Annotated in this window: 19 protein-coding genes; 18 read left to right on the top strand and 1 reads right to left on the bottom strand. The window is 65.5% G+C overall.

What is annotated here, in order from left to right; translation table 11 throughout:
- The 9 genes from lysA (at window position 1) to MRBLAR12_RS20940 (ending at window position 11,342) form a co-directional block, all read left to right on the top strand.
- Window positions 1–1,542: a diaminopimelate decarboxylase gene (gene lysA, locus MRBLAR12_RS20980; RefSeq protein WP_229995591.1), complete on the top strand. Its 1,542-nt coding sequence runs from the start codon at window positions 1–3 to the stop codon at window positions 1,540–1,542.
- Window positions 1,539–2,855, top strand: a complete 1,317-nt coding sequence (locus MRBLAR12_RS20975) for a homoserine dehydrogenase (RefSeq protein ID WP_229995590.1) — start codon at window positions 1,539–1,541, stop codon at window positions 2,853–2,855. Before lysA ends, MRBLAR12_RS20975 begins: the two co-directional genes overlap by 4 nt.
- Window positions 2,856–3,962, top strand: a complete 1,107-nt coding sequence (gene thrC / locus MRBLAR12_RS20970; RefSeq protein WP_229995589.1) for a threonine synthase — start codon at window positions 2,856–2,858, stop codon at window positions 3,960–3,962.
- Between the two features lie 2 nt (window positions 3,963–3,964).
- A complete protein-coding gene (thrB, locus tag MRBLAR12_RS20965; protein WP_229995588.1) occupies window positions 3,965–4,951 on the top strand; it encodes a homoserine kinase in 987 nt (328 codons plus the stop codon).
- Window positions 4,952–5,270: 319 nt separating this feature from the next.
- The gene (gene rho, locus MRBLAR12_RS20960) at window positions 5,271–7,397 is read left to right on the top strand and encodes a transcription termination factor Rho (protein WP_364748113.1); all 2,127 of its coding nucleotides are present in this window, start codon (window positions 5,271–5,273) and stop codon (window positions 7,395–7,397) included.
- 329 nt (window positions 7,398–7,726) lie between these two features.
- Entirely contained in the window at window positions 7,727–8,800 is a 1,074-nt protein-coding gene (gene prfA / locus MRBLAR12_RS20955) for a peptide chain release factor 1 (RefSeq protein ID WP_229995273.1), read from the top strand.
- A 16-nt stretch (window positions 8,801–8,816) separates the two neighbouring features.
- Window positions 8,817–9,695 carry a peptide chain release factor N(5)-glutamine methyltransferase gene (gene prmC / locus MRBLAR12_RS20950; RefSeq protein WP_229995274.1) on the top strand — a complete coding sequence of 293 codons (879 nt, stop codon included), beginning with the start codon at window positions 8,817–8,819 and terminating at the stop codon, window positions 9,693–9,695.
- A gap of 82 nt (window positions 9,696–9,777) precedes the next feature.
- Window positions 9,778–10,578 (top strand): L-threonylcarbamoyladenylate synthase, encoded by an 801-nt coding sequence (locus tag MRBLAR12_RS20945; RefSeq protein WP_229995275.1) that lies wholly within the window; start codon window positions 9,778–9,780, stop codon window positions 10,576–10,578.
- Entirely contained in the window at window positions 10,575–11,342 is a 768-nt protein-coding gene (locus MRBLAR12_RS20940; RefSeq protein WP_229995276.1) for a WecB/TagA/CpsF family glycosyltransferase, read from the top strand. Before MRBLAR12_RS20945 ends, MRBLAR12_RS20940 begins: the two co-directional genes overlap by 4 nt.
- 33 nt (window positions 11,343–11,375) lie before the next feature.
- Here the strand turns inward: MRBLAR12_RS20940 and MRBLAR12_RS20935 are convergent, their stop codons facing one another.
- The gene (locus MRBLAR12_RS20935) at window positions 11,376–12,272 is read right to left on the bottom strand and encodes a glycosyltransferase (RefSeq protein WP_229995277.1); all 897 of its coding nucleotides are present in this window, start codon (window positions 12,270–12,272) and stop codon (window positions 11,376–11,378) included.
- A 305-nt stretch (window positions 12,273–12,577) separates the two neighbouring features.
- Between MRBLAR12_RS20935 and MRBLAR12_RS20930 the strand changes: the two genes are divergently transcribed.
- From MRBLAR12_RS20930 to MRBLAR12_RS20890, 9 genes are all read left to right on the top strand, one after another.
- The gene (locus MRBLAR12_RS20930) at window positions 12,578–13,702 is read left to right on the top strand and encodes an MraY family glycosyltransferase (protein ID WP_229995278.1); all 1,125 of its coding nucleotides are present in this window, start codon (window positions 12,578–12,580) and stop codon (window positions 13,700–13,702) included.
- A 125-nt stretch (window positions 13,703–13,827) separates the two neighbouring features.
- Window positions 13,828–14,313 carry a hypothetical protein gene (locus MRBLAR12_RS20925; RefSeq protein ID WP_229995279.1) on the top strand — a complete coding sequence of 162 codons (486 nt, stop codon included), beginning with the start codon at window positions 13,828–13,830 and terminating at the stop codon, window positions 14,311–14,313.
- Window positions 14,306–14,644: a hypothetical protein gene (locus tag MRBLAR12_RS20920; RefSeq protein ID WP_229995280.1), complete on the top strand. Its 339-nt coding sequence runs from the start codon at window positions 14,306–14,308 to the stop codon at window positions 14,642–14,644. Before MRBLAR12_RS20925 ends, MRBLAR12_RS20920 begins: the two co-directional genes overlap by 8 nt.
- 91 nt (window positions 14,645–14,735) lie before the next feature.
- Window positions 14,736–15,536 carry a F0F1 ATP synthase subunit A gene (gene atpB, locus MRBLAR12_RS20915; protein ID WP_229995281.1) on the top strand — a complete coding sequence of 267 codons (801 nt, stop codon included), beginning with the start codon at window positions 14,736–14,738 and terminating at the stop codon, window positions 15,534–15,536.
- 124 nt (window positions 15,537–15,660) lie between these two features.
- Window positions 15,661–15,879 (top strand): ATP synthase F0 subunit C, encoded by a 219-nt coding sequence (atpE, locus tag MRBLAR12_RS20910; RefSeq protein WP_028276067.1) that lies wholly within the window; start codon window positions 15,661–15,663, stop codon window positions 15,877–15,879.
- Between the two features lie 48 nt (window positions 15,880–15,927).
- Window positions 15,928–16,479, top strand: a complete 552-nt coding sequence (locus MRBLAR12_RS20905) for a F0F1 ATP synthase subunit B (RefSeq protein WP_028276066.1) — start codon at window positions 15,928–15,930, stop codon at window positions 16,477–16,479.
- On the top strand, window positions 16,479–17,303 hold the full coding sequence (locus MRBLAR12_RS20900; protein WP_229995282.1) for a F0F1 ATP synthase subunit delta: 825 nt from the start codon (window positions 16,479–16,481) through the stop codon (window positions 17,301–17,303). Before MRBLAR12_RS20905 ends, MRBLAR12_RS20900 begins: the two co-directional genes overlap by 1 nt.
- Before the next feature lie 89 nt (window positions 17,304–17,392).
- Window positions 17,393–19,030: a F0F1 ATP synthase subunit alpha gene (atpA, locus tag MRBLAR12_RS20895; RefSeq protein ID WP_229995288.1), complete on the top strand. Its 1,638-nt coding sequence runs from the start codon at window positions 17,393–17,395 to the stop codon at window positions 19,028–19,030.
- A 76-nt stretch (window positions 19,031–19,106) separates the two neighbouring features.
- Entirely contained in the window at window positions 19,107–20,000 is an 894-nt protein-coding gene (locus MRBLAR12_RS20890) for a F0F1 ATP synthase subunit gamma (RefSeq protein WP_229995283.1), read from the top strand.
- The last annotated feature ends 4 nt before the right edge of the window (window positions 20,001–20,004 follow it).

The following is a 20,004-nucleotide window of genomic DNA, read 5'->3' as shown; positions in this document are numbered from 1 at the left end:
ATGCCCTCGAAATCAGGACAGCCCGCAAACACAGGACAGCCTGACGCACGCAACACCGGAAGTGCAGGCTCACCGCTCGCGCCGGGCTGGCTCGAGGTCCCCGCCGACCTCAACGCCCTCCACGAACCACTGTGGGCGGGCGGTGTCACGCGGAACGAGGACGGCGAGCTCGCCATCGAGGGGCTGACGGTCAGCGAGCTGCAGCGCCAGTACGGTACGCCGCTGTTCGTGCTGAGCGAGACCGACTTCCGGGCCCGGGCCCGGGCGTTCAGCGACGCATTCAACGATGCCTTCGCCGATATCTGCGGGGGAGTGGACGTCTACTATGCCGGCAAGTCCTTCCTGTGCACGTCCGTGGTCCGGTGGGTCGAGGAAGAGGGGCTGCGCCTGGACACGGCGTCCGGCGGCGAACTCGCCGTGGCTTTCCGCGCCGGCATCCCCGGCGCCGACGTCGCCCTGCACGGGAACAACAAGTCCGACGGCGAAATCCACCGGGCCCTGGACATGCAGCTGGGCCGGATCGTGGTGGACAGCCTCGATGAGCTCGAACGCGTCGCGGCGATCGCCGCCAACCGGGGTGACACCGCCAAGGTCATGCTGCGGCTGACTCCCGGAGTGCACGCCCACACCCACGAATTCATCGCCACCGCCCACGAGGACCAGAAGTTCGGCCTCTCCATGGCCGGGGACTCGACTGACCGGGCCGGACTGTCCGCCGCAGAGGAAGCCGTGGCCGCGGCGACTGGGCACGCAAGCATCGAGTTGCTGGGTCTGCACTGCCACATCGGCTCCCAGATCTTCGAACCGGACGGCTTCGCCCTCGCCGCGGAGAGGCTCCTGGACTTCCTGGCAGCGATGCAGTCGAAGTACTCCATCGTGCTGCCCGAACTCGACCTCGGCGGCGGCTACGGCATCGCCTACACCCCCGTGGACACCCCGCGCCCGGCCGCCGAAATCGCGCAGGCGATGGCCGCCGTCGTCCGTTCCAAGTGCGCTGCGCTGGGCATTGCCGCCCCCCGGATCTCGATCGAACCGGGCCGCGCGATCGTCGGAAGCACCACCTTCACGCTGTATGAGGTCGGCACGCTCAAGACCGTCCGCGTGGATTCCCCGTCCTCCGGGGCCAGCGTTGGCGCGGCGGCCGGCCAGAATGCCGGCGAGGACGTTACGTACCCCCGCCGGTATGTGTCGGTGGACGGCGGGATGAGCGACAACCCCCGGCCGGTGCTGTACGACGCGGATTATTCGGCAATTCTCGCCTCGCGGAGTTCCGATGCGGCGCCGCAGCTGTCCCGAGTAGTGGGCAAACATTGCGAGAGCGGCGACATAGTTGTTAGAGATGTATATCTGCCCGAGGACGTGGCAGCCGGTGATCTGCTTGCTGTACCGGGTACCGGCGCCTACTGCTGGGCCCTGTCAAGCAACTACAACTATCTGGCCCGGCCGGGCGTTATCGCTGTCAGCGACGGATCTGCCCGGCTCATTGTCCGCGGGGAAACCGAAGAAGATTTGCTCAACCGCGACATGGGAGTCTCTGAATGACTGAATTGCGAACCCTGAAAGTGGCCCTGCTGGGCTGTGGCAACGTTGGGGCCCAGGTTGCGCGGATTCTCATTGACGACGCCGACGCCCTCGCCGCGCGCACGGGAGCCCGCCTGGAACTGCAGGGCATCGCGGTGCGCAACCTCGATGCCGAGCGCGACGTCGAGCTGCCGCACGAGCTGTTCACGACTGACGCCGAAGTCCTCGTCAAGGACGCCGACGTCGTCATCGAGCTCATGGGCGGGATTGAGCCGGCCCGGACCCTGATCCTGACCGCCATGCGGCACGGTGCCTGTGTTGTCAGCGGCAACAAGGCGCTCCTGGCCCAGGACGGTCCCACGCTGTACGAGGAAGCGGACAAGGCCGGTGTGCAGCTCTCCTACGAGGCAGCCGTGGCCGGCGCCATCCCCATCCTGCGGTCCATCCGTGACAGCCTGTCCGGCGACCGGATCACCCGGGTGCTCGGGATTGTCAACGGCACCACCAACTTCATCCTCGACCAGATGGACTCCACCGGCGCGCAGTTCGCCGATGCGCTGGCCGAGGCCCAGCGCCTGGGCTACGCGGAAGCCGATCCCACGGCCGACATCGAAGGCTACGACGCCGCGGCCAAGGCCGCGATCCTGGCCTCGCTGTCCTTCCACACGCGGTTCGCGCTGGAAGACGTCTCGTGCGAGGGCATCACGTCGGTCACCGCGGCGGACATCGCTGCCGCCAAGGAGGCCGGCTTTGTCATCAAGCTGCTCGCGATTGCCGAGAAACTGGATGACGAGGACGGCAAAACCGGCGTCTCGGTCCGCGTCCACCCCACGCTGCTGCCCCGCGAACACCCCCTCGCCGCCGTCCGCGGTGCGTTCAACGCCGTCTTCATCGAAGCCGAGAACGCCGGCGAGCTCATGTTCTACGGCCAGGGCGCCGGCGGCACCCCGACGGCGTCCGCCGTGCTGGGCGACCTCGTCTCCGCGGCCCGCCGCATTGTCCTGGGCGGTCCCGGCCGGACCGAAACCACCACGGGGTACGTGCCCCCGCTGCCCATCGACGCAGCCGTCACGAGCTACTACATCGGACTCGACGTCGCGGACCAACCCGGCGTCCTGGCCCGGATCGCGCAGCTCTTCGCGGAGCACGGCGTGTCCATTGAAATCATGCGGCAGACCATCCACCGCGACGCCGACTCCAACGTGGAGTCGGCCGAGCTGCGGATCGTGACACACCGTGCACGCGAAGCCGCACTTGCAGCAACCGTCGAGGCCGTCAGGCGCCTGGACGTCATCAATTCCGTCACATCCGTACTCCGGGTAGAAGGAGTCTAAGTGGCTCACCAATGGCGCGGTGTCATCCGCGAATACGCTGATCGTCTTCCTGTCACGGAAGCCACCAAGGTCATTAGCCTGGGCGAGGGCGGCACCCCGCTCGTGCACGCCCGCCACCTCTCCGAGCTGACCGGCAGCACCGTCTACCTCAAGGTCGAAGGCATGAACCCGACCGGTTCCTTCAAGGACCGCGGCATGACCATGGCCATGACGGCAGCGGTGGCCGCCGGCGCCAAGGCCGTGGTCTGCGCCTCCACCGGCAACACCTCTGCGTCCGCCGCGGCCTACGCGACGGCGGCCGGGCTGCAGTGTGCGGTGCTGGTCCCCGAGGGCAAGATCTCCATGGGCAAGCTCAGCCAGGCAGTCGCGCACGGGGCCACGCTGCTGCAGGTGGACGGCAACTTCGATGACTGCCTCGACATCGCCCGCAAGCTCGGCGAGTCCTACCCGGTCTTCCTGGTCAACTCCGTCAACCCGGCCCGGATCGAAGGCCAGAAGACCGGTGCCTTCGAGGTGGTGGATTCGCTCGGCGACGCCCCCGATTTCCACGTGCTTCCGGTGGGCAACGCCGGCAACATCAGCGCGTACTGGAAGGGCTACAAGGAGTACGCCGCGGCCTTTGAGTCGCCTACTGCCGGGCCGCTGCCTGCCGTTTCCACCAAGACCCCTGTCATGTGGGGCTTCCAGGCCGCAGGGGCGGCGCCCTTCGTGGCCGGCCACCCCATCACCGAGCCCGACACCATTGCCACCGCCATCCGGATCGGCAACCCGGCCTCCTGGGACACCGCCGTGGCGGCCCGGGATGAATCCGGCGGCGTGATCGAGGCCGTCACGGACGAGGAAATCCTGTCCGCGCACCGCTGGCTCTCCGCCCGGGAAGGCGTCTTCGTGGAGCCCGGCTCCGCTGCCGGGGTCGCCGGACTGATCAAGAAGCACGCAGCCGGGGAAGTGCCGACCGGCAAGACGATCGTGATCACGGTGACCGGTCACGGCCTCAAGGACCCGCAGTGGGCCCTGCGCACCGAGGACGGCAGCGACGTGCAGCCGGTCAAGGTCTCCAACGACGTCGTCACCGTCGCCGCAGCACTGGGACTGGAAGAAAGATAACGTTGGAAACAACCCTCACCGTCCCGGCCGAATCAGCTGCCGGCTCCCCGGCCGTACCGGCGGGCCAGCTGGTCACCGTGCGCGTGCCGGCCACGAGCGCCAACCTGGGCCCCGGCTACGACAGCCTCGGCCTGGCCCTCACGCTGCATGACACGCTCACCGTGGAAACCCTGGCCAGCGGTGAACTTGAATTCGAGCTCAGTGGCGAGGGCGCCGAGTCCCTGCCCCGCGATGCGACGCACCTCGTGGTCAAGGCCCTCACCGAGGCACTGCACCGCCTCGGATTCCGGCACGAAGGCCTGCGAATCACGGCGGACAACGTCAACCCGCACGGGCGGGGCCTGGGTTCCTCGGCGTCGGCCGTGGTGGCAGCCGTCAGCGCCGCGAATGCCCTGGTTCCGGAGGCCTCCCGGCGGGGCCGGGATTGGATCCTGCAGCTCACAAGCGAAATGGAAGGCCACCCGGACAACGTGGCACCCGCGATTTTCGGCGGACTGGCGCTGTCATGGCAGGACAGTGACCAGTACAGCAGCACGTGTGCGTCCGTGGCCGCCTCGGTGATTCCCGTTGTCGCCGTGCCGGACTACGAGCTTTCCACCGAGGCCGCCCGGGCACTCTTGCCGGCGTCGGTGGGCCACCATGCCGCGGCCATGAACTCCGGCCGCGCCGCCCTGCTGATCCATGCCCTGACCGCCAACCCGCAGTTCCTGCTGCCCGGCACCGAGGACTACCTGCACCAGAGCTACCGCGCCCAGGCCATGCGGCCCAGCGCGGAGCTGATTAGCGCGCTGCGCCGGGCAGGGCACGCCGCCGTCGTATCCGGCGCCGGACCCACCGTGCTGGTCCTGGCCAACGGGGAAGCGGAAGCCCGTGAGGTGGTGGACTTCATCGGCGCCCACACTGCGGGCAACACGCCGGAAGTGGGCTGGCGTGTGATGAAGCTGGCCGTGGACGTCGAAGGTGCTAAAGTGGAAGTGCACCGGCGGTAAATACGCAGGCGGTAAATTTGTAACCGTTGTAAGACCGCGATGTTGGCCACGTAGCCTCTCTCATCTTTCACTGCGCGATATTTTCCGGTGCCACCTGCTTTCGGTCTGACGCAGGAATCAGCAGAATTGTTCTGCCCCCTGAAACTCAGCCCGCCGTTCCTCATTTCTCGGATCGTGCATGGTGAAGCAGTATCCGGCCCTGCTGGCCGAAATCCATCCGGCAAGGCCGAAATCCCGGCTGCAGATCTGAACTGCAGCCCAGATCAAATCACCGCGTCCAGCTCTTAGCCTGGACGCCGTCGAGGGGGAAGGATCCTTCGTGACCGAAACCACTGAGCTGTCTCCGGCTGTGGATACATCTTCTGCTGCCGAATCAACGGCAGCACCCGCCAAGAGCAGCGGCCTTGCAGGCCTCAAGCTCGCCCAACTCCAGGCCCTCGCCAGCCAGCTGGGCATCTCCGGCGGTTCCCGCATGCGCAAGGGCGATCTGGTTACGGCCATTTCCGCTCACCGCGCAGGCACCCCGGTAAGCAAGGCTCCGGCCCGCGCTGCCGAAAAGGCGAGTGACAACGGCACCGTTGCCCACGCAGCCGCCCCGGTAGCTGCGCCCGCCACGGCGCCAGCCGCCGAGGAGGCCCCGGCCCAGGAAAGCCCCCGCGCCCGCCGCGGCCGCAGCCGCCGTGCAGGCAGCGACGGAGTCGTCACCGCGCCCGCCGCTGAGGCACCCGCCGCTGCCCCGGTAGAAGCCCCCGCGGTTTCCACCGACTCCGGCACGGCCGTTTCCGGGACGGAATCCGGCGACCGCACGAGGCAGCCGCGCACCCGCAACCGCCGCCGCGGCGAAGCCGCAGCCCAGGCCACCGAGGCCGGTGGGCAGAACGCCGTCGAGGCCCAGGCCGAACAGCCCGCCGCCGAGCAGCGTGAACAGCGCACAGAACAGCGCACTGAACAGCGCGAGCAGCGCACAGAACAGCGCACTGACCAGCGCGAACAGCGCGAGCCGGCCAGCGAAGACGGCCAGCGCCGCGACACCCGCACCCGTGGCGGCCGCGACGAAACCGCCGGCAGCCGCGACAACACCCGCGACAGCGATGATATCGACGGCGGAAGCCGCCGGAACCGCCGCAACCGTCGTGACCGCAACGACCGCGGTGACCGCCAGGGCGGCCAGCAGGACAGCCGCGACAACTCCTCGCGCAACGACCGCTTCCGCGACCGCAACGACCGCCGCCGCGGACGTCAGCAGGGACCGGATGTCGACGACGTCGAGGTCACCGAGGACGATGTCCTCCTGCCGGTCGCCGGTATCCTCGACGTGCTGGAGAACTACGCGTTCATCCGCACTTCCGGTTACCTGCCGGGCCCGAACGACGTCTACGTCTCGCTCGCCCAGGTCAAGAAGTACAACCTGCGCAAGGGCGACGCCTGTGTCGGTGCCATCCGTGCACCCCGCGAAGGTGAGGACCGCAGCCAGCAGTCCGCCCGCCAGAAGTTCAACGCCCTGGTCCGCGTCACCTCGGTGAACGGCAAGACGCCGGAAGAACTCAAGGACCGCGTCGAATTCGCGAAGCTCGTCCCGCTGTACCCCTCCGAGCGCCTGCGCCTCGAGACGGACCCGAAGAAGATCGGCCCCCGCGTCATCGACCTCGTGGCCCCGATCGGCAAGGGCCAGCGCGGCCTGATCGTTTCGCCGCCGAAGGCCGGCAAGACGCTCATCCTGCAGTCCATCGCCAACGCCATCACCACCAACAATCCTGAGGTCCACCTCATGATGGTGCTTGTTGACGAACGTCCCGAAGAAGTCACGGACATGCAGCGCACCGTCAAGGGCGAGGTCATTGCCTCCACCTTCGACCGTCCCGCCGACGACCACACGACCGTGGCCGAGCTCTCCATCGAACGCGCCAAGCGCCTCGTGGAAATGGGTATGGACGTTGTGGTGCTCCTGGACTCCATGACCCGCCTGGGCCGTGCCTACAACCTGGCAGCCCCGGCTTCAGGCCGCATCCTGTCCGGTGGTGTGGACTCCGCCGCGCTGTACCCGCCGAAGCGCTTCTTCGGTGCAGCCCGCAACATCGAAAACGGCGGCTCGCTGACCATCCTGGCCACCGCGCTCGTCGAGACCGGCTCCAAGATGGACGAGGTCATCTTCGAAGAGTTCAAGGGCACCGGCAACATGGAACTGCGCCTGTCCCGCCAGCTCGCGGACAAGCGCATCTTCCCGGCCGTGGACGTCAACGCGTCCGGTACCCGCCGTGAGGAAAACCTGCTTTCCCCCGAGGAAGTCAAGATCATGTGGAAGCTGCGCCGCGTCCTGTCCGGACTCGAAACGCAGCAGAGCCTTGAGCTGCTGACCAACAAGATCCGGGAGACCCAGAGCAACGTCGAGTTCCTCATGCAGGTGCAGAAGACGACGCTTGGTGCGAAGTCCGATAACGACAAGTAGCTAAGTAGGGGCGGGGAGCGGATTCCTCGCGTGGTTCGCCGCGCGGGTTTTCCGCCCCCGCCCCTTCGCGTGGAGGCTCGATCCTGACGGATCGGCGCCTCCACGCTCCGGCAGGCCCGATGCCACTCCCGGGGCGGAAAACCCGCGCGGCGAATGCATCGCTACGCCAGCAGGCCCGAAAGGGAGATGACGAGGGCCCCGACCTGAGCTTGCGAAGGTTGGGAGTCATCGATCGCACTCCCGGGGCGGCAGAAAACCGAACGGCTTCGCTGCTTGCACACCTTCTCTATCGCGTTACTAGACTTGAGAGAGTCGAAAGAGGTTTGAAAATGTTTGAGTCCGTACAGGGCCTGCTGGATGAGCACGACTCCATCCAGGCCCAGCTGGGGGATCCTGCTGTCTACGCCGACCAGCGGCTGGCCCGCAAGTTGGGGCGGCGTTCTGCCCAGCTGAACGGCATTGTGGAGGCTTACCACCGCTGGGAAGCCATCAGCGACGACCTGGCGGCTGCCAAGGAAATGGCGGACGAGGACCCCGAGTTCGCGGCCGAGGTACCCGAGCTGGAGGCTGCGCTGGAGACGGCGGCGGCCAGGCTGCGCCGGCTGCTGATCCCGCGCGACCCTGACGATGCCCGCAACGTGATCCTCGAGGTCAAGGGCGGCGAAGGCGGCGACGAGGCTGCGCTGTTCGCCGCGGACCTCCTGCGGATGTACAGCCGTTATGCGGAATCCCGCGGCTGGAAGACCGAGATCATCTCCGCCACCGAATCGGACCTTGGCGGCTACAAGGACGTCCAGATGGCCGTCAAGGGCAACTCGAACGATCCGGCCGAGGGCGTGTACGCCCGCCTCAAGTTCGAGGGCGGCGTGCACCGGGTGCAGCGTGTCCCCGTCACCGAATCCCAGGGCCGCATCCACACTTCGGCCGCCGGTGTGCTGGTGCTGCCCGAAGTGGACGAGCCCGAGGAACTAGAGATCAACCAGAACGATCTCAAGATCGACGTCTACCGCTCCTCAGGTCCCGGCGGGCAGTCGGTCAACACCACCGACTCCGCTGTGCGCATCACCCACCTTCCCACCGGAATCGTCGTCGCCATGCAGAACGAGAAGTCGCAGCTGCAGAACCGTGAGGCCGGCATGCGCGTGCTGCGTGCCCGCATCCTGGCACACCAGCAGGAGCTGATCGACGCCGAAAACTCGGCGCAGCGCAAGTCGCAGATCCGCACCATGGACCGCTCCGAGCGCATCCGCACCTACAACTACCCGGAAAACCGGATCGCGGACCACCGCACCGGTTACAAGGCCTACAACCTGGACCAGGTCATGAACGGCGACCTGGAACCGGTGATCCAGTCGGCCATCGAACTGGACGAGCAGTCCCGGCTCGACGCAATCGGCGAATAGGCGCGGGTCACTCGTGATGACAGCAGGCGATGGTCCGAGCCTCGCGGAGGCCGTCAGCGAGGCGACGGCGGTTCTCGCGGCGGCCGGCGTGCCCAGCCCGCGCGTGGATGCCGAGCTCCTGGCCGAGCACCTGCTCGGCGTCGGGCTCGGCCGGCTGCGCGCGTTGATGCTCGGCGACTCGCCGGCGCCGGAGGGCTATGCCGACCTCGTGGCCGAGCGGGCGCAGCGGATCCCGCTGCAGCACATCACCGGCGTGGCGCACTTCCGCTACCTCGAACTCGCCGTCGGCCCCGGCGTGTTCATCCCGCGGCCGGAAACCGAATCCGTGGTGCAGCTGGTGCTGGACTGGCTCAAGGACAGGGACGGGTTGGCGCACCCGAAAGTGGTGGACCTGGGCACCGGATCCGGCGCGATCGCAGGATCGATCGCATACGAGGTTCCCGGCGCGGAAGTGCACGCGGTGGAGTACAGCGAATTCGCACACGCCTGGGCGGCGAAAAACCTGGCTTCCCTGGGCGTCCACCTCATCCGCGGCGATCTGCGCGACGCACTGGGCGAACATAATGGCACCTTCGACGTCGTCGTCTCCAACCCGCCCTACATTCCGGCCGAAGCGATCCCGAACGAACCCGAAGTGGCGCTGCACGACCCGCCCGAGGCGCTCTACGGCGGGGGAGCGGACGGGATGGAACTTCCGACGGCGGCGGCCGCCTCGGCTGCCCGGCTGCTTGTCCCCGGCGGCTACTTCGTGATGGAGCACGCCGAAGTCCAGTCGGAATGGATCGCCGCGATGCTCAACCGCACCGGGGTGTTCTCCGAGGTGAGCACGCACCGCGACCTCAACGGCAAGGACCGTGCCACCAGCGCCGTCCTGACACCGTCAGAACTGACATAGTCAAAGCAGACGCGTCAGAGCAGACACTGCCAGACCTGACGCCTCAAAAATTTCGTGTCACAAGTGATGAAAGAATAGGCCAGTGACGACTAGCTACGATTGCACGGCAGCTGAGCAGCGCGCCGCGGGACTTGAACACGCCCAACGGGCCATCCGGGAGAACAAGTGCGTGGTTTTCCCCACGGACACGGTCTACGGCATTGCCGCCGACGCCTTTTCACCCCTTGCCGTGACCCTGCTGCTCGCGTCCAAGGGCCGGAGCCGGAAGATGCCGCCGCCCGTGCTGATCCCCAGGCTGAACGCCCTCGATGGCCTCGCCACGGACGTTCCGGCCGAGGCGCGTCAGCTGGCCGAGACGTTCTGGCCCGGTGGCCTGACCCTGATCCTGCACGCCCAGCCGTCACTGGACTGGGACCTTGGCGAGACCAAGGGGACTGTCGCCCTGCGGATCCCGGCCGACGAGATCGCCCAGGACCTGCTGACGCTCACCGGGCCCCTTGCTGTGTCCTCCGCGAACCGCACCGGGCACGCAGCGGCGCAGACCGCCGCGGACGCCGAGGCCCAGCTGGCGGAATCCGTGGAGGTCTACCTTGAGGGCGGACCCCGGCCCGCCGAGGGTGCCGAGGCCCTCTCCTCGACCATTGTGGACGCGACGGCCCTGCCGTTGCGCGTAGTTCGACAGGGTGCAATCAGCCTCGAACGCCTCCGCGGTGTGGTTCCCGGGCTGCTCGACGTCGACGGCAACGCCCCCGATGCCGTGGACGCTGCTGACGTTGCTCCGGATAACGACGCTGCGCCCGAGGGCGACGCCGCGCCCAAGGGTGATGCTGTGCCCGGGTCCGCTGCGCCGGAGCCCGCCGCGCCTGAGCCCGGTTCCGCATGACGCTTCAGCGCCAGCACGTCCCGTTCCTCGACGTCGAAGCGACCCCCGTGACGGTGTCCGAGCTGACCGCGGTCCTCAGCACCTTCGTGGCCGACGGCCGCACCCGGATCGTGGTGGGGCACAACCTGCACAGCGTGACGCTGCTGCACTCCGATCCGGCGTTCCGGTCTTTCTACGACCGCAGCGACGTGGTGCTGATCGATGGCGCGCCGGTGCTCTGGCTCTGGGCCAAGACCGGCGAAGAGCACGACGGCAGGGAACCGGTGATGGATTACCGGCTGGGGTCGACCGATTGGATTCCGGCGCTGGGAAATGTCGCGGGCTTGGAGCGCATCGCGGTCATCGGCGCAGGCGCCGTGGCCAACGCCGGCGCCGTGGCAAAGCTGCGCGAGATCGTCCCCGGGGCCAGAGTCGACGGCATGCCCGGCGAAGGCTGGAACAGGGATGTTGAGGAAACAGCGGTCGAATGGCTTAACGGGCTGCGCCCGCAGCTTGTGCTCCTGGGCCTTGGGATGCCGCTGCAGGAACAGGTCCTGGCCCGCCGGCTTGCCGCGCTCCCGCCGGCCATCTACTGCGCCGTCGGCGGCGCAATCGAGCAGATTGCCGGGGTGCAGAAGCTGGCACCGCGCTGGATCGGCCGGCTCGGGCTTGAGTGGGCCTGGCGGCTTATGCTCCACCCGCAGCGGGTGGCCTACCGGGTGTTCGGCGAGCCCTGGGTGCTGCTGGGGCTGCTGCTGCGCCGACGCCTGCGCCGGCAGCCCTAGGGGCAGCACCCCTAGCGCCTGCGGCGCGGCGGGCTAGAACTTCTGGTCCTCCAGCGGACCGAAGCCCTTCCCGCGGAGCCCGGCGGAAAAGGCGCGGAACCAGTCCGCGAGCCCGCGGAAGTCGCCGCTGCGCAGGAAGTAGCCGAGGTAGCCGCCCACATCCGCGATGAATGACTTGACCCGGAAGTGCCGGCGGATCATGTAGCCGCGGTTCCGGTAGTAGAAGTAGCGCTTGAAGGCCGAATCCGGAACGATCACATGCCACCGCGCACCGAAGACGTGCTTGGTTTCGGCGAACGCGTGCGGGTGCGTGATGGCGGCAGTGGTGACGGTGCCGAAACGGATCCCGGCCTTCCTGAGCCTCAGCGTGAAGTCCACCTCGTCGCCGCGGATGAACAGGCGCATGTCCGGCAGGCCGACTTTGAAGAAGACATCGGAACGGATCAGGGCGCCGTTAAAGAAGTGTCCGTCGTCGGGCAGGAACCCGACCTTTTCCACCTCCGCACGCTCATGCGTGACCTTGCCATTGAGCCGGAAGAAAAAGGACAGCTGGTCGGGGTGGCCGGGGGCCACCACGAGCGGGACCACGGCGTCCAGGCCGCGTTCCTGCGCCTCGCGCAGCAGCGTGGCAAGGCATTCGGGGTCTGCCGGCTCGGCGTCGTCGTCCATCATCCAGATCCAGTCAGCCCCGCTGGCCACGGCCTTGAGGATGGCCAGCGAGAACCCGCCGGCACCGCCAAGGTTCGCCTCGGACCGGACATAGTCCACGTTGGCGTGCCGCTCGGCAACTTCCTTCGAAGGCACGGTGCCGCTGTCGACGAGGCAAATGGACCGCACCGGAGCGGTCTGGTTGTTGATGGCGTCCATCAGGACCGCCAGCTCCCTGGGACGGTCAAACGTCACGGCAGCGACTGCAACCGAGGGGGTCATCGCGGGGTCCTTTCATCACGACCGTCAGTGGTTTTCCCGCCGGCGGAGGGCCGTGTGACGCGAAGACAGGTGGCCGTTGGCATTAGTATCTTGACTAGAGTCCACTGTAATACAGCCCTGTCAGGCACTACGCACTGCCTGCCCTGCGCACGGCGACGGAGAAGTTTCATTTTTCGAAAGACAGTTCCACGGCAATTGAATCCACCCCATTTCCGCAACTCACTGGTGTGTCCGCTGCTGCGGAACGTGCCGGCGTGGGTTGCCTGCGCTGACGGTACTGACGGTACCGGGTTGGTGGTCTTCCCGTGATCATGTACCTGCTCATGATGCTGACGGCAGCGATCGTGAGCTACACGGCGACTTGGGGTGCCCGTCTGGTGGGCAACAAGCTCGAGTTGTATTCCCCGATCCGCAGCCGCGACATGCATTCCACCCCGATCTCCCGGCTCGGCGGCCTGGGCATCTTCGCGGGGGTCCTGGTGGCCTTGGTCATGGCGAGCAATTCGTTCTTCGTCAAGGACATCTTCCGGAACAACACGGCACCGTGGGGAATCCTGGCTGGGGCCGCCGTGATCGTGCTGGTTGGCATGGCGGACGACCTGCTGGATCTTCGGTGGTGGGTCAAACTGATTGGCCAAAGCGCCGCCGCGCTGGTCGTGGCCATCTGGGGAGTCCGGATGACGGTCATCCCGTTCATCCCGGAGCCGTTCGTGATTGAGAACGAAGCCGTGAGCATCGTGCTGACCGCCGGGCTGATCGTGACCACGATGAACGCTTTCAACTTCATCGATGGCCTGGACGGCCTCGCCGCAGGCGTGGCGATTATCGGGGGAGCGGCGTTCTTCCTCACGGCCTACTGGGTCCACCGCACGGCCGTCTTGCTCGACCGCTCGGACCTGGCCACACTCCTGACCGCCGTGGTGGTCGGCAGCTGCGTCGGCTTCCTGCCGCACAACTGGTTTCCCTCGAAGATCTTCATGGGCGATTCCGGGGCCATGCTGATCGGCCTGCTGATGGCCTCGGCCGGCGTCGTCTCCACCGGCCAGATCAGCTCCGGCCTCTACGACCGGGCCAACGGTATCCCCACCGTCATCCCCATCCTGTTGCCGTTCGCAGTACTGTTCCTGCCGCTGCTGGACCTGGGCCTGGCGGTTGTGCGGCGAACCGCACTGGGCCGTTCGCCGTGGTCTGCGGACCGCGGACACCTGCACCACAAACTCCTGGACATCGGATACTCGCACCGCGGCGCCGTCGTGCTGATGTACTTGTGGACCTGCATCCTTGCCTTCGGCGGGCTCGCCTTCGCGATTTTCCCCTGGCACATAGTCCTCGCCGTCGATCTGGCCGCCGCGGCGATCATGGCCGTGGTGACTGCCTGGCCGTACCTGCGCCAGCGGGGACCGCGGCAGATGGCCCGCACTCCCGAGTAGCCCGGCATGCAGGAGGATCCTGCTCTGACGCGCTTTACCGAATAATTTCTATCTAATGTAGAATTCAGTGGCGGTGCTTCGCCGCCCACCTTGACCAGCCTCACGCCAGCGACGATTGGGATCTCATGACCTCCAACGCCGAACCGGGACCCGCTTCCGGCAACGGACCCGTTGGCGTCTCTGGCCCCACAAAATCCCTGTGGCTCAGACTGCTGGCCATGAGCTCCGCAGTCTCCGCCGCCGCCCTGGTGCTGACCGGCATCGCCGCATTCATCTTCAACGGCGCCCTGGGGTTCTGGTCCGCCCTCTTCGGGGGAGCGCTGGTGATGGCGTTCTTCGCCATCAGCCTGGCGGTGGGCCACTTTGTCGGCCGCAACAACCCCTCCGGAGCGATCGGACTGTTCGTCGCGACGTACTTCGTCAAGGTTGTCGGCTTTGCCGTGGTCCTCTTCGTCATCGGGGCTCCGGCCTGGCTGCACGGCCGCTGGTTCCTGATCGGCGCCGTCGTGACCGTGGTGCTTTGGCAGGCTGCCGAAATTTACGGTTTCAGCAAGGCGAGGCTCCAGATTTACAACGACCCCGAAACCCGAAAAGACGGCACCGATGTTTAGCCGCAAAGCCGGACGCATACCAAATAACAAGTCAGTCAAAACACCTAAAACTACAGCCGGTGCCCCCGGTGTATCGACGGATGGCAGCGACGGCGGATACAACGCCGGGATCGCCGTCTTCAGCTACATTGTTGGCGGAATCATCGTCTGGAGTTTGATAGGGTGGGGACTGGATAATCTGTGGGGAACCCGCTGGATTGTGCTCGCAGGCGCTCTGCTTGGAGCTGCGGGAGGGTTCTATCTTTCTCATATGCACGGCCTCACCAGTAACAGAACTTCAGCTGGTGACGGCAATGCTGCACGTGGCCCGTCCCAGGACGAGGAACAGTAATGCCAAATAATTTTACAGGGGGAGAGGCGGGCACCAATGTCGCCGGTCCCCGCCCAACGCCCAATGATGGACACTGCAGAGAGGAAACGCGTTGATCGCGCTTGCGCTCCCGGCCCAAGATTCAGGAACCTTCACGCCTCCTGGAATTGAAGAACTTCACCTGCCGGCTATCATCCCCTGGGGTGCGGCCGAAGGATTTTCCAAGCAGATGCTGCTGGTAATCCTGTCGGTTGTCATTATCGCTACATTCTTTGTGATCGCTGCGCGGAAGCAGCAGCTCGTTCCCGGCAAGCTGCAGTTCGCAGGCGAGGCCGCCTATAGCTTCGTCCGCAACGGCATCGCCAAGGACATTATCGGCGGCCGGGACTTCATGAAGTATGTCCCGCTGCTGTTCAGCCTGTTCTTCTTCATCCTCGTGAACAACATCTACGGTGCAATCCCGCTGATCCAGCTTCCGACCTTCTCGCACGTCGGCGGAGCCTACGTGATGGCAGCGATCGTGTATGTCACCTGGATCGGCATCGGCATCAAGCGGAACGGCCTGAAGTACTTCAAGCTCGCGACGGTTCCTTCCGGTGTGCCGTTCTACATCCTCCCGATCGTCGTCCCGATCGAGATCATCTCCAACTTCCTGGTCCGCCCGGTCACGCACAGCCTCCGTCTGTTCGCCACCATGCTGGCCGGCCACTTGATCGTGATGATCTCCGGTGCGGGCATCGAATTCCTCGTGATGCAGGAAAGCGTTCTCCTCAAGGGCGCGTCCGTACTCGTCCTTGGCGGCGCCATCGCCATGTACATGCTCGAAGCACTGATCATGGTGCTGCAGGCCTACGTGTTCACGCTGCTGACCGCGATTTACATCGAGGGCGCGCTCCACGCCGACAGCCACTAGGCACAACGCCAAAAGGCGCTGCGCCAGGGGCACAACGCCAAAGGCACAACATAGTCTTCCCCTCTAGGGGATGAAGCAAACCAAACAACCTGCCACATGGGTGGCATCTTGAAAGGAACAAAAAATGGAAGGCTCCATCAACGGCTCCCTCAACCTCGTCGGCTACGGCCTCTCCGCCATCGGCGGTGGTATCGGTGTGGGTCTCGTGTTCGCTGCCTACATCAACGGCGTGGCACGTCAGCCGGAAGCCCAGCGCGTCCTGCAGCCGATCGCATTCCTCGGCCTTGCGCTGACTGAAGCCCTCGCCATCCTTGGCCTGGTCTTCGCGTTCGTTCTCAAGTAAACAGAACAACCGAAAATCCAGAACCGAGTAGATAAGGACGGGTGAAATATGAATCAAGCGATCATCTCAGCCGCCACCGAAGGCGGTACTAACCCCCTCGTTCCCAATCCTTGGGAGATGCTTGTCGTCTTCGCCGGCTTTGCTCTCCTCATGTTCATCGTGGTCAAGTACGTTGTCCCGATGTTCGAGAAGACCTTTGCAGAGCGGGCCGAGGCCATTGAGGGCGGCATCGCCAAGGCCGAAAAGGCCCAGGCCGAAGCCTCCGCAGCACTCGAAGAGTACAAGCAGCAGCTCACGGAAGCCCGCACCGAAGCCAACCGCATCCGCGAGGAAGCACGCGCCGAAGGCGCCCAGATCCTTGCAGAGCTGAAGGAGAAGGCGGCTGCCGAGTCTGCCCGCATCACCGCGCAGGCCCACACGCAGATCGAATCCGAGCGCCAGGCGGCCGTTGTGTCGCTCCGCGCGGAGGTCGGCACGCTGGCCACGACGCTGGCGAGCCGCATTGTCGGCGAGGCTCTGAGCGACGATGCACGGTCGGCCCGAGTGGTGGACCGCTTCCTGGCAGATCTGGAGAACCAGAACGCGGGTGTAGCTAAGTAATGGCAGGTGTATCGAGCGAATCGCTGGCCGCTGCGCTGGCGGCACTGGAGGCCAAGCTTCCCACCGCGTCGCTGCAGTTGGCAAAGGAACTCTTCGGAATCCTGGGAACGGTGGACAGCTCGGCAGGCTTGCGCCGCGCCCTGACTGACCCGTCCCGCAGCGGTGACGAAAAGTCGGCGCTGGTCAAGCAGCTCTTCAGCGGGAAAGTATCCGCTGACGCTGTTGAAATCGCGGCCGGACTGGCCAGCTCCCGCTGGGCATCGGCACGGGATATCGGCGATGCACTCGAGACTCTTGCCGCTTCGGTGGTCATCGCTGTTGCCGAGAACAAGTCGGCCGTCTCTGCCTCCGGGCTCACCGGACTTGAATCGCTGGAGAACGATCTGTTCTCCTTCAACCAGGCCGTTGAGTCCAGCCACGAGGTCCAGCGTGCTCTGTCCGAGCCGCAGGCCAGCCCGGCCGCCAAGGTGACCCTCGCCGAGAAGCTCGTACCTGGTGCGAGCGAGGAAGCGAAAGTCCTGATCGGACAGGCCGTCACGGCTCCGCGCGGGCTCAAGGTCACCAGGCTGGTTCGCCGTTTCGCCGAGCTTGCCGCCAAGCGCCAGCAGCGCTGGATTGCAACGGTCAACGTCACCCGTCCGCTGTCGGAGACACAGACCAGCCGTCTGCAGACCGGGCTGAACGCCCTTTACGGGCGCGAGCTCAAGATCAACATGAACGTTGACCCGGCACTGATCGGTGGCATCCGGATCCAGGTAGGTGACGAAGTGGTTGACGCTTCGGTCGCCGGCCGCCTGGGCCAGCTCCAGCGTCAGCTTGCTTAGCTAAGCCGGACAAGCACAAACCTAACGACAAGAAACCCCGGTCATCGTGAGCAACGATGATCACGAAAACAGGAGAGCAGGGACTGCAGATGGCCGAATTGACCATCAACGCCGACGACGTCCGTAATGCGTTGAACGAGTTCGCGGCGTCCTACGAACCCGGAAACGCAGAGCGCGTAGAGGTCGGCCGTGTAACAACCGCAGGTGACGGCATCTGTCGTGTTGAGGGCCTTCCCTCGGTCATGGCGAACGAGCTGCTTCGCTTCGAAGACGGCACCCTGGGCCTGGCCCAGAACCTCGACGTCCGCGAGATCGGCGTCATCATCCTCGGTGACTTCACCGGAATCGAAGAAGGCCAGGAAGTCCACCGCACCGGACAGGTTCTGTCCGTGCCGGTTGGCGACGCCTTCCTCGGCCGCGTGGTTGACCCGCTGGGCCAGCCCATCGATGACCTCGGCGAGATCAAGGCCGAGACCACCCGTGCCCTGGAACTTCAGGCACCCGGCGTGACCCAGCGTAAGTCGGTTCACGAGCCGATGCAGACCGGACTCAAGGCTATCGACGCCATGATCCCGATCGGCCGCGGCCAGCGTCAGCTGATCATCGGTGACCGCCAGACCGGCAAGTCCGCCATTGCCATCGACACGATCATCAACCAGAAGGCCAACTGGGCTTCCGGCGATGTCACCAAGCAGGTGCGCTGCATCTATGTAGCCATCGGCCAGAAGGCATCCACGATCGCGGCTGTCCGCCAGACCCTGGAAGACAACGGCGCACTGGAATACACCACGATCGTGGCTTCCCCCGCGTCTGACCCCGCAGGCTTCAAGTACCTGGCACCGTACGCCGGCTCGGCTATCGGCCAGCACTGGATGTACGGCGGCAAGCACGTCCTTATCGTGTTCGATGACCTGTCGAAGCAGGCCGAGGCCTACCGTGCAGTGTCACTGCTGCTCCGCCGCCCGCCGGGACGCGAAGCCTACCCGGGCGACGTCTTCTACTTGCACTCCCGCCTGCTGGAGCGTTGTGCCAAGCTCTCCGATGAGCTCGGTGCAGGCTCGATGACCGGCCTGCCGCTGATCGAGACCAAGGCGAACGACGTGTCCGCCTACATCCCGACCAACGTCATCTCCATCACCGATGGCCAGATCTTCCTGCAGTCGGACCTCTTCAACGCCAACCAGCGCCCCGCTGTGGACGTCGGTGTGTCCGTCTCCCGTGTTGGTGGCGCCGCCCAGGTCAAGTCCATGAAGAAGGTCTCCGGTACCTTGAAGCTGGAACTGGCCCAGTACCGCGACATGCAGGCCTTCGCCATGTTTGCCTCGGACCTCGACGCCGCATCGCGCCAGCAGCTGACCCGTGGTGCACGCCTGATGGAACTGCTCAAGCAGGGCCAGTACTCGCCGTTCCCGATCGAGAACCAGGTTGTCTCCATCTGGGCCGGCACCAACGGCCACCTCGACGAGGTTCCGGTTGAAGACATCAACCGCTTCGAGACCGAGTTCCTGGAGCACCTCAAGCACAAGTCCTCCATCCTGACGACGCTGGCCCAGACCAACGTCATGGACGATGACACCGCTGAAGCGCTGAAGACCGCAATCGTGGACTTCAAGAAGGGCTTCTTCGGCGAGGGAGACAACCTCCTGGTCGGTGCGGGGCACGAGGAGCACGCCCCCATCGGCGAGGATCAGGTCGACCAGGAAAAAATCGTCAAGCAGAAGCGCTAGTTTCGCTGGCAGGGACTGCCGGGACCCGCACGGGTTTCGGCAGTCCCGGCCATCGGGATCTTAGGAAAGGATAAGTATGGGAGCCCAGATCCGGGTCTACCGCCAGAAGATCAGCTCGACGACGTCGATGCGCAAGATCTTCAAGGCGATGGAACTGATCGCTACCTCGCGCATCGGCAAGGCCCGCGCACGCGTAGCAGCTTCACTGCCTTACGCGAACGCGATCACGCGTGCCGTTTCTGCTGTCGCAAGCCAGAGCGAAATCGACCACCCCCTGGTCACCGAGCCGGCGCAGATCCGCCGGGCCGCCGTCCTGGTTATCACCTCGGACCGTGGCCTCGCGGGGTCTTACTCGGCGAGCATCCTCAAGCAGGCCGAAGGCCTCAATGAGCTGCTCCACGCGGAAGGCAAGGAAGTCAAGACGTTCCTGGTCGGCCGCAAGGCGCAGGCGTACTTCGACTTCCGGAACCGTGAATACGCTCGCGTATGGACCGGCAACACGGATGCACCGGAGTTTGCGACCGCGCGGGAAGTCAGCGAAGCATTGCTGGCTGATTTCGCTACCGCCTACGAAGAGGGCGGCGTCGACGAAATCCACGTCGTTTACACCCGCTTCAAGTCGATGGTGACCCAGGAGCCGACGGTCGTTCGTCTGCTGCCGCTCGAGGTCGTCGAAGAGAAAGCCGCGTCCGAATCGGACCTGCTTCCCCTCTACGAATTCGAGCCGGAAACGGAGCAGGTCCTCGATGCCCTGCTGCCGCGCTACATCGAATCACGTATCTTCGCCGCCATGTTGCAGGCAGCAGCTTCCGAGCTCGCAGCCCGCCAGCGCGCGATGAAGTCCGCCGGCGACAACGCGACGGATCTCATCAAGAAGTACACGCGTCTGCGCAACACTGCCCGCCAGGCTGAAATTACGCAGGAGCTTTCCGAAATCGTTGCCGGTGCCGACGCGTTGTCCGCGTCCTAGCCAG

Source organism: Arthrobacter sp. LAR12-1-1.1 (genome assembly GCF_040676555.1).
Lineage (GTDB): Bacteria > Actinomycetota > Actinomycetes > Actinomycetales > Micrococcaceae > Arthrobacter.
The sequence above is the reverse complement of the archived record's forward strand: the minus strand, read 5'-3'. Positions and strand labels throughout refer to the sequence as shown.

Excerpts from the sequence above, each read along its gene's own strand:
- MRBLAR12_RS20920 (WP_229995280.1), top strand. The coding sequence starts at position 14,306 with ATGTTTAGCCGCAAAGCCGGACGCATACCAAATAACAAGTCAGTCAAA.
- MRBLAR12_RS20935 (WP_229995277.1), bottom strand. The coding sequence starts at position 12,272 with ATGACCCCCTCGGTTGCAGTCGCTGCCGTGACGTTTGACCGTCCCAGG.
- MRBLAR12_RS20890 (WP_229995283.1), top strand. The coding sequence starts at position 19,107 with ATGGGAGCCCAGATCCGGGTCTACCGCCAGAAGATCAGCTCGACGACG.
- MRBLAR12_RS20940 (WP_229995276.1), top strand. The coding sequence starts at position 10,575 with ATGACGCTTCAGCGCCAGCACGTCCCGTTCCTCGACGTCGAAGCGACC.
- lysA (WP_229995591.1), top strand. The coding sequence starts at position 1 with ATGCCCTCGAAATCAGGACAGCCCGCAAACACAGGACAGCCTGACGCA.
- MRBLAR12_RS20925 (WP_229995279.1), top strand. The coding sequence starts at position 13,828 with ATGACCTCCAACGCCGAACCGGGACCCGCTTCCGGCAACGGACCCGTT.
- atpE (WP_028276067.1), top strand. The coding sequence starts at position 15,661 with ATGGAAGGCTCCATCAACGGCTCCCTCAACCTCGTCGGCTACGGCCTC.
- prmC (WP_229995274.1), top strand. The coding sequence starts at position 8,817 with ATGACAGCAGGCGATGGTCCGAGCCTCGCGGAGGCCGTCAGCGAGGCG.
- atpA (WP_229995288.1), top strand. The coding sequence starts at position 17,393 with ATGGCCGAATTGACCATCAACGCCGACGACGTCCGTAATGCGTTGAAC.
- MRBLAR12_RS20905 (WP_028276066.1), top strand. The coding sequence starts at position 15,928 with ATGAATCAAGCGATCATCTCAGCCGCCACCGAAGGCGGTACTAACCCC.
- MRBLAR12_RS20900 (WP_229995282.1), top strand. The coding sequence starts at position 16,479 with ATGGCAGGTGTATCGAGCGAATCGCTGGCCGCTGCGCTGGCGGCACTG.
- prfA (WP_229995273.1), top strand. The coding sequence starts at position 7,727 with ATGTTTGAGTCCGTACAGGGCCTGCTGGATGAGCACGACTCCATCCAG.
- MRBLAR12_RS20975 (WP_229995590.1), top strand. The coding sequence starts at position 1,539 with ATGACTGAATTGCGAACCCTGAAAGTGGCCCTGCTGGGCTGTGGCAAC.